The 13139-nt window shown below is 70.4% G+C and carries 9 protein-coding genes; 2 read left to right on the top strand and 7 right to left on the bottom strand.

The features are described 5' to 3' along the window. The 5 genes from AOK15_RS42685 to AOK15_RS25630 form a co-directional block, all read right to left on the bottom strand. Positions 1-1631: copper resistance CopC/CopD family protein (locus AOK15_RS42685; protein ID WP_079058699.1), on the bottom strand; the 1631-nt coding region annotated here is incomplete at its 3' end. A gap of 140 nt (positions 1632-1771) precedes the next feature. After that, positions 1772-2224, bottom strand: a complete 453-nt coding sequence (locus tag AOK15_RS25645; RefSeq protein ID WP_420876971.1) for a copper chaperone PCu(A)C — start codon at positions 2222-2224, stop codon at positions 1772-1774. A gap of 23 nt (positions 2225-2247) precedes the next feature. Beyond that, positions 2248-2922, bottom strand: coding sequence for an SCO family protein (locus tag AOK15_RS25640; RefSeq protein ID WP_055520723.1), 675 nt, complete (start codon positions 2920-2922; stop codon positions 2248-2250). Positions 2923-3129: 207 nt separating this feature from the next. Next, positions 3130-3879 carry a YcnI family copper-binding membrane protein gene (locus tag AOK15_RS25635; RefSeq protein ID WP_055520718.1) on the bottom strand — a complete coding sequence of 250 codons (750 nt, stop codon included), beginning with the start codon at positions 3877-3879 and terminating at the stop codon, positions 3130-3132. A gap of 297 nt (positions 3880-4176) precedes the next feature. Next, positions 4177-4956, bottom strand: coding sequence for a hypothetical protein (locus AOK15_RS25630; RefSeq protein WP_185093670.1), 780 nt, complete (start codon positions 4954-4956; stop codon positions 4177-4179). Positions 4957-5386: 430 nt separating this feature from the next. Between AOK15_RS25630 and AOK15_RS25625 the strand changes: the two genes are divergently transcribed. Next, complete coding sequence (locus AOK15_RS25625) at positions 5387-5833, top strand: ATP-binding protein (RefSeq protein ID WP_055520716.1); 447 nt, start codon at positions 5387-5389, stop codon at positions 5831-5833. 610 nt (positions 5834-6443) lie between these two features. Continuing rightward, on the top strand, positions 6444-7307 hold the full coding sequence (locus AOK15_RS25620; RefSeq protein ID WP_055520715.1) for an alpha/beta fold hydrolase: 864 nt from the start codon (positions 6444-6446) through the stop codon (positions 7305-7307). Positions 7308-7388: 81 nt separating this feature from the next. Here the strand turns inward: AOK15_RS25620 and fxsT are convergent, their stop codons facing one another. Further along, complete coding sequence (gene fxsT / locus AOK15_RS25615; RefSeq protein ID WP_055520722.1) at positions 7389-11375, bottom strand: FxSxx-COOH system tetratricopeptide repeat protein; 3987 nt, start codon at positions 11373-11375, stop codon at positions 7389-7391. A 102-nt stretch (positions 11376-11477) separates the two neighbouring features. Next, entirely contained in the window at positions 11478-12725 is a 1248-nt protein-coding gene (locus AOK15_RS25610) for a TIR-like protein FxsC (RefSeq protein ID WP_240508590.1), read from the bottom strand. Positions 12726-13139 lie beyond the last annotated feature (414 nt).

Raw genomic sequence — 13139 nt, 5'->3', positions numbered from 1 at the left:
GGGTCGCCGCGACCGTCATCGCCGCCGACACCCGCGCCTTCGCCCGCGTCATCGCCGGTGGTACTTGCGCCTGCGCCGGCACCGGCGGTACCCGCGCCATCGCTGGCACCGGCGGTACCCGCGCCTGCGCCTGCGCCATCGTCGACCGCATCGCCCGTGGCCTTCTCGCGGTCCTCCTCCGTCGGCGCCGGTGCCTCCACCAACTGGGCGGTCCACCGGCGGGAGATCCACGCGATGCCGACCAGCACGGCGACCAGGCCGATCTTCACGAGCAGCAACTGCCCGTACGACGTGCCCGTCAGCGCCGACCAGGTGCCCACCTGCCGCCAGGACTGGTAGATCCCGGTGGCCGTCAGCACCAGCACGCTGCCGAACGCGACCCGCGAGAACCGGCGTACGGCCGCGGTCTCGATCTGCGCGTCGGCGGGGGCCCGGAACAGCGCGACGAGCAGCGTCGCCAGACCGCCCAGCCAGGCGGCGACCGCCAGCAGGTGGAGGATGTCGAGCGGCATCGCGAGGCCCGCCTGAAGACCGGTCGAGGCGTGCTCGGCCATCGCCCAGCTCGCGGCGAGCCCGGCGGCGACGACGCCACCACCGATGGCCAGCCCGAAGGTGAGGTCCCGCTGGTAGGAGCCGTCGTCGGCCTCGGAGGGCTCGTCGTCGTCCTCGGAACCCACACCCTTCGTGACGTCCGCCTCCCGGACGCCCTCCTCGACGCCCTCCTCGACACCCTCCTCGCCCTCTTCTGCTCCTTCGCTCTCCTCGACGTCCTTGACGCCCTCGTCGTCGTTCTCGTCGTCGTTCTCCTCGTCCCGCCGGGCGTACGCGCCGAAGAGGACCGCGATGAAGAGGGCCGCCGCGGCGAGCAGCAGCAGACGGGAGATGAGGGCGGCGCCCGTCTTCGTCTGGAGGACATCGCTCAGCAGGTCCATGTCGAAGATGTCGCCGAGCTTGCCGGAGCCGGTGTACGAGCCGCGCAGGAGCAGCATGGCGAGGGTGGCCACGGCGAGCGTGAGCCACCCGGAGACCACGAGCCGCTGCACGGGCCGTACCCCGGCGCCGCGCTGCCAGCAGGCCAGGACGAACGCGGCACCACCGACCAGCAGGATGAAACCGGCGTACGACAGATAGCGAGCGAACCCGTAGAGCCCACCGACGACTCCGCCGCCGGCCTCCTGGCCCGGCACGGGGACCGTCGTCTTCGAGGGTGCCCCCACGGAGAAGGTGAAGGCGCCGGAGACGGGATGGCTGTCCGCCGAGACCACCTGGTAGGTGACGGTGAAGGTGCCGTCGGGTTGTCCGGGGCGCAGCTTCACCCCGTAGCTGTTGCCGCCCAGGTCGACGACGTCACCGGTGTCGACCTGCTTGCCCTTGGGGTCGTACACGCGCACCGAGCCGTCGGACGTCGCGACCTTCTCGGAGAAGGTGAGCGAGATCTGGGACGGTGCCTCCTGGACCACCGACCCCTGCTGCGGGTCGCTGCCGGTGAGCGCGGCGTGCGCGGAGACCGGCACGGCACCGGCGAGCACCGCCGTGACCGTGGCGAGCAGCAGCAGAAGCAACGCCCTCAGCCGGTTCGACGACGGCGCAGTACCACCGGCCGGCCGCCTCGCGGCACCGGACCGCCGCATGCCCCGCGACCGCCAGGCCGCTCTGGACCGCCGCACGCCCTCCGGCCGCCTCGCGACCCCGGACCGCCGTACCTCGCTGGACGGTCTCGGCCGGCGCGACGGCCGCAACCCGTTCAAGGGCCTCAACGGGGTTCCCTCCCTCAGTGACCGGTCGTCGGCTGGTACGTCGCCGACTTCACGGGCATCTCGACCGTGATGGCCTTGGACTTGGTGAAGTGCAACCGCAGGGACACCGTCTCGCCTTCCTTCGGCTTGCGCTTCAGGTTCTCGAACATCAGGTGGTTTCCGCCGCTCTGGAGGACGAGTTCACCACCGGCGGGCACCTTCAGCGCCGAGACCTGCTTCATCGCCTGCCCGGCCGTCTCGTGGACGGTGACCTCCTGAGCGAGGTCGCTGGTCACGGAGGTGAGCTCGTCCGCCCGGCCGCCCTTGTTCTCGATGACGAGGTATCCGGCCGCCATGGAGTCGGTGACCGGCTGCGGCATGTACGCCGCCTTCACGGACAGCTCGGCCGCGGAGGAGCCGGAGGAGCCCGACGAGCCGCACCCGGTCAGCGCGAGCCCGCCGGCCACGATTCCACCGGTCACGCGCACAGCGACCCTCGCCGCACGCACCCTCACGGCTTCGCGCCCTTGAGCAGCTTCGGCAGGTCCTTCTCGTAGTCCTGCACGGTCGCGCTCTTGTCGTACAACACATAGCCCCCGTCGGTCTTCGGCGAGAACGCGATGACCTGGGTGCCGTGCTCCGAGACGGGCTTGCCGTTCTCGTCCTTGGTCGGCGGGGCGATGGAGATGCCGAGCTTGAGCGCACCGGCCTGGATCTTGTTGAAGTCGCCGGTCAGACCGACGATCTCGGGGTCGATGCCCTTGAGCCACTTGCGGAGCTCTGCCGGGGTGTCCCGCTCCGGGTCGGTGGTGACGAAGACGATCCGGAGGTCCGCCAGCTCCGACTTCGGCAGCTTCCTCGAGACCTCCTTCTTCGCGACCGCGATGTTGTTCATGGTCAGCGGGCACACGTCGGGGCAGTTGGTGTAGCCGAAGTAGATCAACGTCGGCTTGCCCTCGGTCTCCTTGCGGAGGTCGTACGACTTGCCCTGGGTGTCGGTGAGCACCAGGTCCGGCTTGACGAACGGCCGGTCGAGAACCGTGGACGCCTTGGTCGGCCCGGTCTCGGAGACCTCGGCGACGGCCGTCGTGGACGCGTCCTCGCTGCCGCAGGCGGAGAGCCCGAGGACGGCCGCGACGAGCAGGGCACCGACCGCGTAGGTCTTCCTCGCCTTCCTCGTCCTCATCGTGTTCTCCGTGTTCTCCGTGTTCTCCGTGTCCTGCGTGTCCTGCGTGTTCGTCATCTTCGTATTCGTGTGCATATGGAAATGTCCCAGGTGGTTCGAGCCCCGGCGCGCACCGGGGGGCGCCGCGACGGTGGACACACACGCCGTACGACGACCGCGTGCGCGCCGGGGAGGGGTGAGGAGGGAAGCGAGCCGAGAGGCCGGGTCTCAGGCCTCGGTGCGCCGACGGCCGGCGAGCACGCCGTACGCCACGCCCGCGGCGCCGACGACGATGCCGACGACGGCGAGCACGCGCGCCGTGGTGTCACTGCTGTCGGCGGGCTCGGCCGCGGTCTCCTTCGAGGCGGCCTCGGCGTCCTTCGCGTTCTTCGCGTCCTCCGACTCGTCCGAGGCGGCGGTGGACGAGCCGTGGTGGTCGCCGGACGCGGCGGACAGCGCGAGCACCGGCGCCGGGTGCTCGGGCTCCTCCTGCCCCTTCTGCGGGACCTCGATCCAGCGGACGACCTCCTTGTTGGAGTACGTCTGCAGCGCCTTGAAGACCAGTTCGTCGGTGTCCTCGGGGAGCTGGCCCAGGGAGAGCGGGAACTTCTGGAAGTAGCCCGGCTCGATGCCCTTGCCGGTGGCGGTCCAGGTGACCTTGGACACGGCCTCGTCGATCTGCTCGCCGTGCAGTTCGATCGGCTTGTCGAGCTTGGCGCGGGTGACCTTGATCTTCCAGCCGGGGACGGCCTCCGGCTGGGCCGAGGCGAGCGGGTGGTCGGTCGGGAAGTTCACCTCGACCTTGGTGGTGGAGGCGTTGTCGCGCTCGTTCGGGACCTTGAAGTTGACGGTCGCGTACCCGCCCTTCGCCGCCGTGCCCTCCGCCGCGACGCTGACGTGCGCGAACGCGGGACCGGACAGGACGAGGACGGCGCAACCGGCAAGGGCGCCGACGGCGGCGATACGAGAGGCCTTCATGACTGGTGACACTCCACGGTGAATGAGTAGAGAAAAGGACGGAAGGGGAACGCGTGTCATGACCAGTTGAGGGGAGGCGCGAGGAGCGCGGATCGAGCCACGCTCGCACCGCACCCACACCCACGCCCGCACCCACAACCGCGACCGCACGCGCGCGTGCGTGCGCCGCACGCCGACGTCCCCGACTCGCCCCCCGGTGCGATGCGCGGCGAGGCGACGCGAGGCGGTGGAGCCCCGCGCTGCCGAGCCGTGTGCAGGCAGTACGTGGAGTGTGAGTGCGACTGGGCCGTCGTCGTGTCAGGCGGCGAGGGTGAGCGCGGCGGTCGGAGGGCCGCGTCGGATCACCGTGTGCTGGAGCGCGCTCGTACACGGGGCCGGTGGCGTCGCGTACGCCGGGCGAGAGGCGCGCGATACGGCGTCCGGCGCGCCCGGGAGCCCCGACCGCAGGGCCCGCGCGAGTGCGAGCGCCCCCCGCAGCGACCGTACGAGCGGCTCGTGGGCCGTCAGCCGGGCGAGGCGCAGCAGCGCGAGGTCGCCGTGGCGGAGCAGCCACCCGGCGGCGACGGCCGCGAGGACGTGACCGAGCAGCATGGGCAGCGACGGCAGGACGGCCGCCGAGGAGTCCGGCGCGGTCGTCATGGCGTCCGCGGGGTGGTGCGTGGCGTACGTGCCGCCGAGCCCCGCGTCGAGGAGGATCCGCCGGGCCTCGGCGGGGCTCATGGCCGCAGCGGTGGCCCCGCAGACGAGTCGTGCGGCGCGTTCGACGAGCGCCGCGTCCATGGCGGCGGTGGCCTTGGACGTGGCCCCCGCGCCGTGCTGGCCGAGCCCGAAGAGGGTGTGCAGCACGGTCTGACCCACGGCGAGCAGGGCCGCGATCCCCGGCAGTGAGCGTTCCCTGCCGGCCAGGGCGGCGGCGACGGCGAAGACGCCGACGAATCCGACACCAAGGCTCCACAGCGGAACGGCCGCGCACGAGGCGAGCGCGTGGCCCGCGCCGGCCAGCACGACGCAGACCGCGGCGAACACCGCGGCCCGTAGAAACCGGAGATCACCTCCGGTGCGTGTGCGGGCTTTCATGGCGGGGTCATCATCCCATCGAGGTCCGGTCGGGGGAGCGCCGGGTTCCCACGCTGAGGTACGGGGCGGGAGGGACCGGTGTTCATACGGCGGAACGGCGCCGGAGGGAGGGGAGGAGCCTCGGCACGGTGGACCGTCGCGCACCGAGTGACCCCAAAAGTACTGGTCGGGCATTTCGTCCCATTCCTCGTGACGTCCCGCCGACACGGCATCCCGGCACCCGGTACCCGGCACCCGGTTCCCGCGGGCCGTATTCCCGTGCCCCGAGGTGTGGAAGTGGTGAGGGATTCGGAAGGGTTTCGTCCGCATACACCGAATGTGACGAGGCCGCATCCGCCGTATGGGCGGCGGGACCGGTTCCGGGCGATTGCGCGCCCGTCTCGGTGGCAATACGTAACGGTATGTCGAGCCGCGGCCGGGAGGCTGGAGCATGAGCATCTGGTGGTCACTCCATTTGCGGCGTGATGCTGCGAGCGTGCCGCTCGCCCGGCGGCTGCTGCTCGGCACGATGGAGACGGCGGGCGTCGACCCGGACGTCTCGTACGACCTCTCCGTCGCCCTCAGTGAAGCCTGCGCCAACGCCGTGGAGCACGGGGGCGCCGCCCCGTCGGGCAGCACGTCCGAGGCGTACCGGGTCACCGCGTACCTCGACGGCGAGAAGTGCCGTATCGAGGTCGCCGACTCTGGCCCCGGCTTCCCGCACCGCCAGCCGCCCCGCCAGGCCCACGCCGACGACGAGAACGGCCGCGGCCTCTGCCTGATCCGCGAACTCGCCGACCACGTCCACATCGGCAACAAACCCGGCCGTGGCGGCGCCGTGGTGAGCTTCGACAAGATCCTCAAATGGCGAGAGGGCGCACCGCTCGCCGCGGTGTAGCGCGCGCGGTCTGGGCCGCGTGGCCGTCCGGTTGCATACTGGCTGGATGGGGGAGTTGGCGACCAGCACGGGCGTCCACCGGTGAGGGGGACGCAGCCGCGGGCCGACAGAACGTCACCGGACACGGCAGCTGAGGCCTGTGCGCAGACACCCGCGCCGACGGCGCGCGTGACCGAACAGCATGTGTCGACCGGGCACGTGACGACAGAGCACGTGACGACCGGGCATGTGACCGAAGAGCACGTGGAAGACCAGCACGTGGCAGACCAGCACGTGGTCCCGCCGTGCCCGTTCCCACGCCGTACGACGACGACGCCGAGCCGTACGCCGGCACGCCTCGACCGGCCGCGCCACTCCGTACGACCCGGTCGGCCAGGACGACCGCACCCAGCCGTACGACACCTGCCCGCCCCGCGGCGCACGCGTGCCGCACACCACTCCGCGCCGGGCGTCCGCCTCGCGGGGTGCTCACGGGCATGGGCTCCCCCGAAGATGTCCACCGCCGACGTCGGGCATGTCCCGAAGACCTTGCCCGCCGTGGTGGTTGACGACCGGCGGGGGCGGGGATTGGCGGGGCACACGGGCGGGACGGGACGACAGGGGATGGCGAATGCAACTCACGGTGCGTACCTCGGACGGTCGGCGCCTGTCGATCAACGACGGCGGGCATCCCGCCGGCCGACCGGTGTTCCTGCTGCACGGCACACCGGGCAGCAGGTTCGGGCCCGCTCCGCGTGAACGGGTGCTGTACCAGCTGGGCGTCCGGCTGATCACTTTCGACCGGCCCGGGTACGGCGACTCCGACCGGCTGCCGGGCCGTACCGTCAGCGCGGCCGCCGCCGATGTCCGGCACATCGCGGACGCGCTCGGCATCGGCCGTTTCGCCGTGGTCGGCCGCTCGGGCGGCGCCCCGCACGCACTGGCCTGCGCCGCGCTGCTGCCGGACCGTACGACTCGGGCTGCGGCCCTGGTGAGCCTCGCCCCGCGGGACGCGCCCGGACTGCACTGGTTCGACGGCATGACCGAGTCGAACGTGCGCGAGTACGTGAACGCCGCCATCGGCCGCAACCGGGTGACCGCGACCCTCGGGCGCCGCTCGCGGTCGATCCTCGCCGACCCGGCCGCGTCCGTCGCCGAGATGGCCGGCGGGCTTCCCGAGTCGGACCGGTGGATCGTCGCGGACGCCGGCATCCAGGACATGCTGGTCCGCAACTTCGCGGAGGGCCTGCGCAGTTCCCCCGACGGCTGGGTGGACGACGTGATGGCGTTCAGCACGGGGTGGGGGTTCGATCTGGGCCGGATCAACACGCCGGTGAAGCTCTGGCACGGCGAGGACGACATCTTCGCCCCCGTCGAACACACCCGCTGGCTGGGCCGGCACATCCCGGACGCGGAGGTCGAGGTCGAGCGGGGCGCCGCCCACTTCGGCGCGCTGCGGGTCCTGACCCGGGTGCTGAGCTGGGCCGTGAACTAGGAGCCGTGAGTCAGGCCATGAGCTGGGCCGTGCGGGAGGCCGGCGCTCCGGGGAGCGCCGGCCTGCGGACCTCCCCGGTGCTCAGGTCTGCTGCGGCTCCAGGTCCCTGCCCACCCGGCGCCAGACACGGACGGACTCGGTGACGGGATGGGTGTCGCCCAACAGCACGGACGCGCGGGACTCCGTCTGCTGCTGGAGCCGCTCGGCTTCCTCCTGGCGCTGCATGTCCCGCAGGGTGATCGAGAGATTGCCGATGCTGACCAGCACGTCGGGATGGGTGGGGCCGAAGCGGCGGCGCAGCCCCTCGACGGCCAGCCGCTCCCAGTGCTCGGCACGGTCGTACATGCCCATCTCCCCGTAGGCGTTGGCGAGATTGACCCCCGCGCAGAGCACCGCCGGGTGGCCCTCCCCGAGGTCCTCAGCCAAGGCGTCTCGTGCCTCCTTGCTCAACTCGGCGGCCTTCTCCACCTCGCCCAGCGCCCGGTGGTAGATGGACAGGTTGTTGAGGCAGTACATGACGAACGGGTGCTCGGGGCCGAAGGAGGTCTTGTAACCCTCCAGTACCTCGTTGACCAGTTCGACCGCCCGCGCGGCCCCGTTCTCGGCATCCGTGGCGAAGTAGTCCGCCGCGAGGTTGAGCCCGCAGGCCAGGGCCTCGGGGAGGTTGCTGCCGTAGCGGTCGCGGTACAGGGCGTACGTCTCCGAGGTCTCCTGGGTGATGCGCAGCGCCTCCGCGATCTGGCCGTCCTTGCGCAGGGAGACCGCGAGGCTCTTGTCGACCCGCAGCACCTCGGGCACGTTCGGGTTCAGGACCTGCTTGAAGCCCTCGCGGACCTCGCGAAGGATCTCCACCGAGTTCTTGTAGTCGCCCAGTTCCCGCAGGTCACGCGCGTGATGACCCTTGGTGGTGAGGGTGTACGGGTGCAGCGGCCCGAGCAGCGCGGTACGGCGGCGGACGGTGTCCTCGTCGAGTTGCCGGGCGGCCTCGCTGTCGCCGGACAGCCGGTAGTCGATGGCGAGGTTGTTCGCGGCCGACAAGGTACGAGGGTGATCCTCGCCGAAGATCTCACGGAAGCCCCGGTAGATCAGCTGATCCAGGTCGAGGGCCTCCTTGAAGCGGCCCACCGCGCGCAGGTCGGCGGCGAAACTGCCGGAGGTGATCAGGATGCTCGGGTGGTCGTCGCCGAGGAGTTCCCGCTGGTCGGCGAGGGTCTTCTCGTCGAGGTCGAGGGCCTCCTGGTACTGGCCCTGCGAACGCAGCACGTTCGCCAGTTCGAAGCGGAGATTGAGGATCTGCTCGTCGTTGACGGGCTCGTCGTTCGCGTCCCGGAACTCGCCCGACCAGAACTCGTTGAGCTGGCTGCTCAGGGTGCGGGCCGCGTGCAGGTCACCGCGCTTCCACAGGTAGCGGACGCGGTAGACCATCAGCTGCCGCGGGTCCTCCTCCGAGCAGTTGCGGATGTTGGACGGCGTCAGATGCGGCCAGATCACCTCGAAGCCCGGCCACTGGGCGGGGTCGTCCAGGGCCTCTTCGGGCGGTCGGGCTGCGGCCAGGATGCGGTGCACCTCATGGATGGTGTCGTCGTACTTCACCGCGTCCATGCCGTCGCGGACGGCGGCCTGGACGAGGCGGTGCACCTGGATCGAGTTGTCGGTCGAGTCGACCTTGGCGAGGGCGAAACGGTTCAGTGCCTGGGTGACCCGGCCCAGCATGTAGCGGGCGCGCAGGTCCCGGTCGTACGGCAGCAGTGCCTTGATCATCGCGTCGCTGCCGATGAGGCTCATCGAGATGGGCTCGGCCGAGAAGAACGCGCAGAGTTCGAGGAGGCGGGCGGCGGCCGGTGACTCGTCCCGCAGGCGGTTGATGGAGATGTTCCACGTGGCGCCCACGGACCTCGGGTACTCCACGGCCTCCACCGCCTCCTTGACGGAGAGCACCTGGGTGGACTGCTCGCGCAACTGCTCGATGTACTCCTCGACGGGTGTGGCCGTCGCCTCCAGCCAGGCCGCCGCGACCTCGATGGCGAGCGGCAGGTCACCCACCGCGTCGGCGACCAGCCCACCGTCCTCCTCGCTCAGCCCCGGCACCCGGCGGCACAGGTGCTCCACGCTCTCCTCGCGGGTGAAGACCTCCACCTCCAGCGGCTGGACCTTCGGCAGGGTGGGCCGGGTGCGGGTGGTGGCCAGGAGGTGGCCGTAGACGTGCTCGGGGACGGGACCGGTGTACTCCGGGAACTTGTTCAGCACCTTGTCGAGGTCCTCGACGTTGTCGAAGATCAACAGCCAGCGGTTGAACGGTTCCCCCTCCCGCAGCGCCTGGATCACCGACTCGGCCGCCTCCTTGACGTCCTCAACCACACCGAGGCCGAGGTGCTGCGCGAGCGCCGCCAGCTTCGGCATGACGAGTTCGGGCTGCTCGGCGTCGACCCACCACACCACGTCGTAGTCCGCCATGAACCGGTGGGCGTACTCACGGGCGAGCTGTGTCTTGCCCACACCGCCGAGGCCGTGCAGCACCTGCGGCACGCGCTGACCGGGGCGGTTCGTGGTCAACTGCTCGCGCAGTTTGTCCAGGATGGTGGAGCGGCCGGTGAACCACCGGTAGCGGGCGGGGACGTTGGAGACGCGCCTGCCCACACTGGGGAAGCGCAGGCCGCGTGAGCTGGGGGAGACGGTGGAGACCGCTTCGGGGCGGTCGAGGCCGTTCAGCAGGGCGCTGTACGCCTGGGTCTCGTTGAGGCCCTTGAGGTCGATGACGCTCCGGCCGGCGAACGGCAGGCTGATCTGCACGTCGTCGACACGGATCGACACCGGCTGCTGCCGCTTCTCCGAGCCGCCGGAGTGCACCGCCGCCTCCCAGGCGACCCGCGCCCGACGGGAGTCGACGAAGCTGGGCGAGAGCACCGCCAGCACCCGGTGCGCCCCGCCGGGCATGGCCTCGGCGCCGATCTCCGCCGTCGGCATCGTCTGGACGTTCTTCGGCACGACCTCGAAACCGGCACCGCGCAGCACCGACTCCAGCCAGTCCACCCACATCCGGTCCTCGGAGACGTAGTAGAGCGTCAACTGGGACAGGGGCACCGGCCGCTGCCGGGTGTACGCGGCCTTGTACTGGGCCCGCTTCGCCTCACTGATCGGCGGCAGCTTGGTGACCCGCTCCTCGGTGATCACGGAGGTGAGCCGTTCGCAGGCGCTCAGCATGGAGTTGGCCGACTTCGGCGGGTCCCCGAAGGCCGCGAGGATCTCCTCGTACGCGTAGTACGGCTGGTAGAGGATCTCCGTGCTCGCCCAGTAGTCGGCCATCTGGTCGGCGTTCAGGCCGGAGGGCAGTCCCGAGAAGCGTTCTCTGGCGCGGGCGCGGCCGGCGTCCAGCTTGTCCTTCTCGCCGAGGTCGATGCGCATGGCGACGGGCAGGATGCGGATGCCCTTCTCGCCGTGCAGTTCCTTGATGTCCTGCGCGACGGCGGCGGCACCCTCGATGCTCTGCTCGCTCAGCGTGTAGCAGACGACCAGGGTGTTCGGCATCTGCACGGTGCAGATGTCCGCGAGGTCGCTCAGGCCCGTCCGGCTGTCGATCAGCGTGTAGTCGTAGTAGCGCTGCATGTCGTCGCGCATCGCGTCGAAGAACTGGCCGCCGCCGTAGCTGGCGTAGAAGCGGTCCCAGTCCATGTTGCCGACGATCGGGTAGTCCCGGTGCCGTTTGCCCGCGGACAGGAAGTCCAGGCTGCCGCCCTCGGGGAACGCCCAGTCCAATGACAGCGCGTGCGGCCTGACCCGGGCGTAGTGGCGGTGCCAGTCCGACGCCCGGTCGGGCAGGTTGCGCAGCGCCTCGCGGCGGTAGTCGTCGATCAGGTTGATCAGTCCGGGGGTCCCCCGCAGCAACTGGGCGTCGAGGAAGGGGTGGAAGAACTTGTGCAGGCCCGGCGCCTCCAGGTCCCAGTCCACGGCCAGGACACGATGTCCGTTCGCGGCCAGGATCCAGGCCACGTTGGCGAGCGCCATGGTCCGCCCGGTGCCGCCCTTGTACGAGTAGAACGTGATCACGGTGCCGTTGCGGCTCTTGGTCATGCTCATGCCCTCCGCCCTGTCGGCCTCTCTCGGCCTCGCTCGTCGCGCGCCTTTCGGTGGTCGTGCCAGGTGGTGCTGCCGGGGTCCGTCACCCGGGGCTCGCTAACCCAGGTCGGGCCCCCTCAGCCGTGGAGGCTCGCTCGGTGGTCCCTCCGGTGGATAGGTCTCGACGTTCTCCCAGTAGTAGTGGACGGCCGACGTCACGGCCCGGTGCAGCTCGTTGCCGAAGGAGTCCAGGTCACGGATGCTGCCGTTGGCCGAGTAGTGGCCGGCCCGGTCCGTCATGCGGGACACGAGCGTGCGGTAGGTGAGCTCGTCCAGCTCACGTTCCCGCTCGGCGGTCACGACGTCGTCCTTGTGCCGCGGAGTCATGACGCTGATCCAGGGCCGCTGCTCCCCGCACAGCCTGCCCACCAGCTCCCTGCTCCGCTGTGACTCCAGCGCCCAGCGGTCGAGCAGCATCAGTCCGGGCGCCTTCGGCCCGCCCTCGTGGAACATCCGCGCGCTCTCGTCGAGCACACCGACGTTGACCTTGTAGTTCCTGGTGCGGACGAGCTCCGCCGCGTGATCGCCCAACGGCAGGGTGGACTCCGGGTGGTAGGGGTTCCAGTCATGCGGCTGGTCCCCGTAGAAGTCCGGCTTGCGGCCCTGCGGCAGATCCGAACGGGTGCAGGCGAGCACGGATATGTCGAACTCCGGCGGCCGCTCGTCCGAGCCGAAGGCGGCCGGCAGGGACTCGTACTCCTTGGAGATCTTGCCTTCCTCCAACGTGGCCTCGCCCGCCACCCGCACGATCTCCTTGGCCAGCCGGTACACGGCCCGCTCGTACTCGTCCCGGAAGTAGCGGAGCTTGGTCAGCCCGTAGAAGCCCTCGTCCGCGTAGTCCTGCCCGAAGGTGGCGTGGTTGAACTGCAGGTCCCTCGCCACCTGGGGCATCTGGGCCGGTTCCACCGGCACCCATAACGCCGGGATGATCGTGTTCTCCCGCGCGGGACCGCCGCGCGCCCGCTGGGTGACCTGGCGTTGCGAGAACGCCCACCACTCACGGCCGCACTGCTGGCTCGTGAAGTAGCGCGGCGAGTACAGCGGGACGAACACCTTGCAGCGCGCGAGATTCATGGACAACTCGTCGGTCCACTTGGTGCCGACCGACATCTTCTGGTCCAGGAACCCGACCTTCGCCCCCCGGGGCAGGTCGGTCAGCCCCATGATGTGCTCGCACAGACCGTCGAACAGCTTCTTCACCCACACATTGGGGTCGCCGCCACTCGAGTCATGACTCGGTGTGTGCGCGTAACTGAGGAAGAAGTAAGGGCTACTCCCCCCTCTGGCCAGACCGGCTCCTTGCACGTATGCCCCCCGACGCTCCGTGACTGGGCCCCTAGTGTAGGAACCCACAAGTCCTGTTCGGAACAGGACGAACACACCCGACTCGGCTCCGGAAGGTCATGTTCTGGCAACCCGATGCCGGGGTGACCGACGCGAAGGGTGAGGGGCCGCAGCGCTGCGGGGCCGGCGGAACGGGGCCTGCGCGGCCGAAGAGAACCCGGCCCGACCAGGCATGAAGCCACCGCTCTCTCCGGCGGGCCTAGGGCCCTTCTGACGGATCTCCGCGGCGTCACGGCCCCCGGCACTCCCCCAAGCTCTTCGAGCAGGGGGTACCCCCACTCGCCGCACCGCGTGGAAGCCCACCTGGCGCCGCTACGAGGACTTCCACGCGGCACGGCGAGAGCAGGCACCGGACGCCGCTCCTTCTCCCACGGA

Source organism: Streptomyces ossamyceticus (genome assembly GCF_001418475.1).
GTDB classification, from domain to species: domain Bacteria; phylum Actinomycetota; class Actinomycetes; order Streptomycetales; family Streptomycetaceae; genus Streptomyces; species Streptomyces ossamyceticus.
Note: the sequence above shows the minus strand (reverse complement) of the source record. Positions and strands in the feature narration are given on the sequence as shown.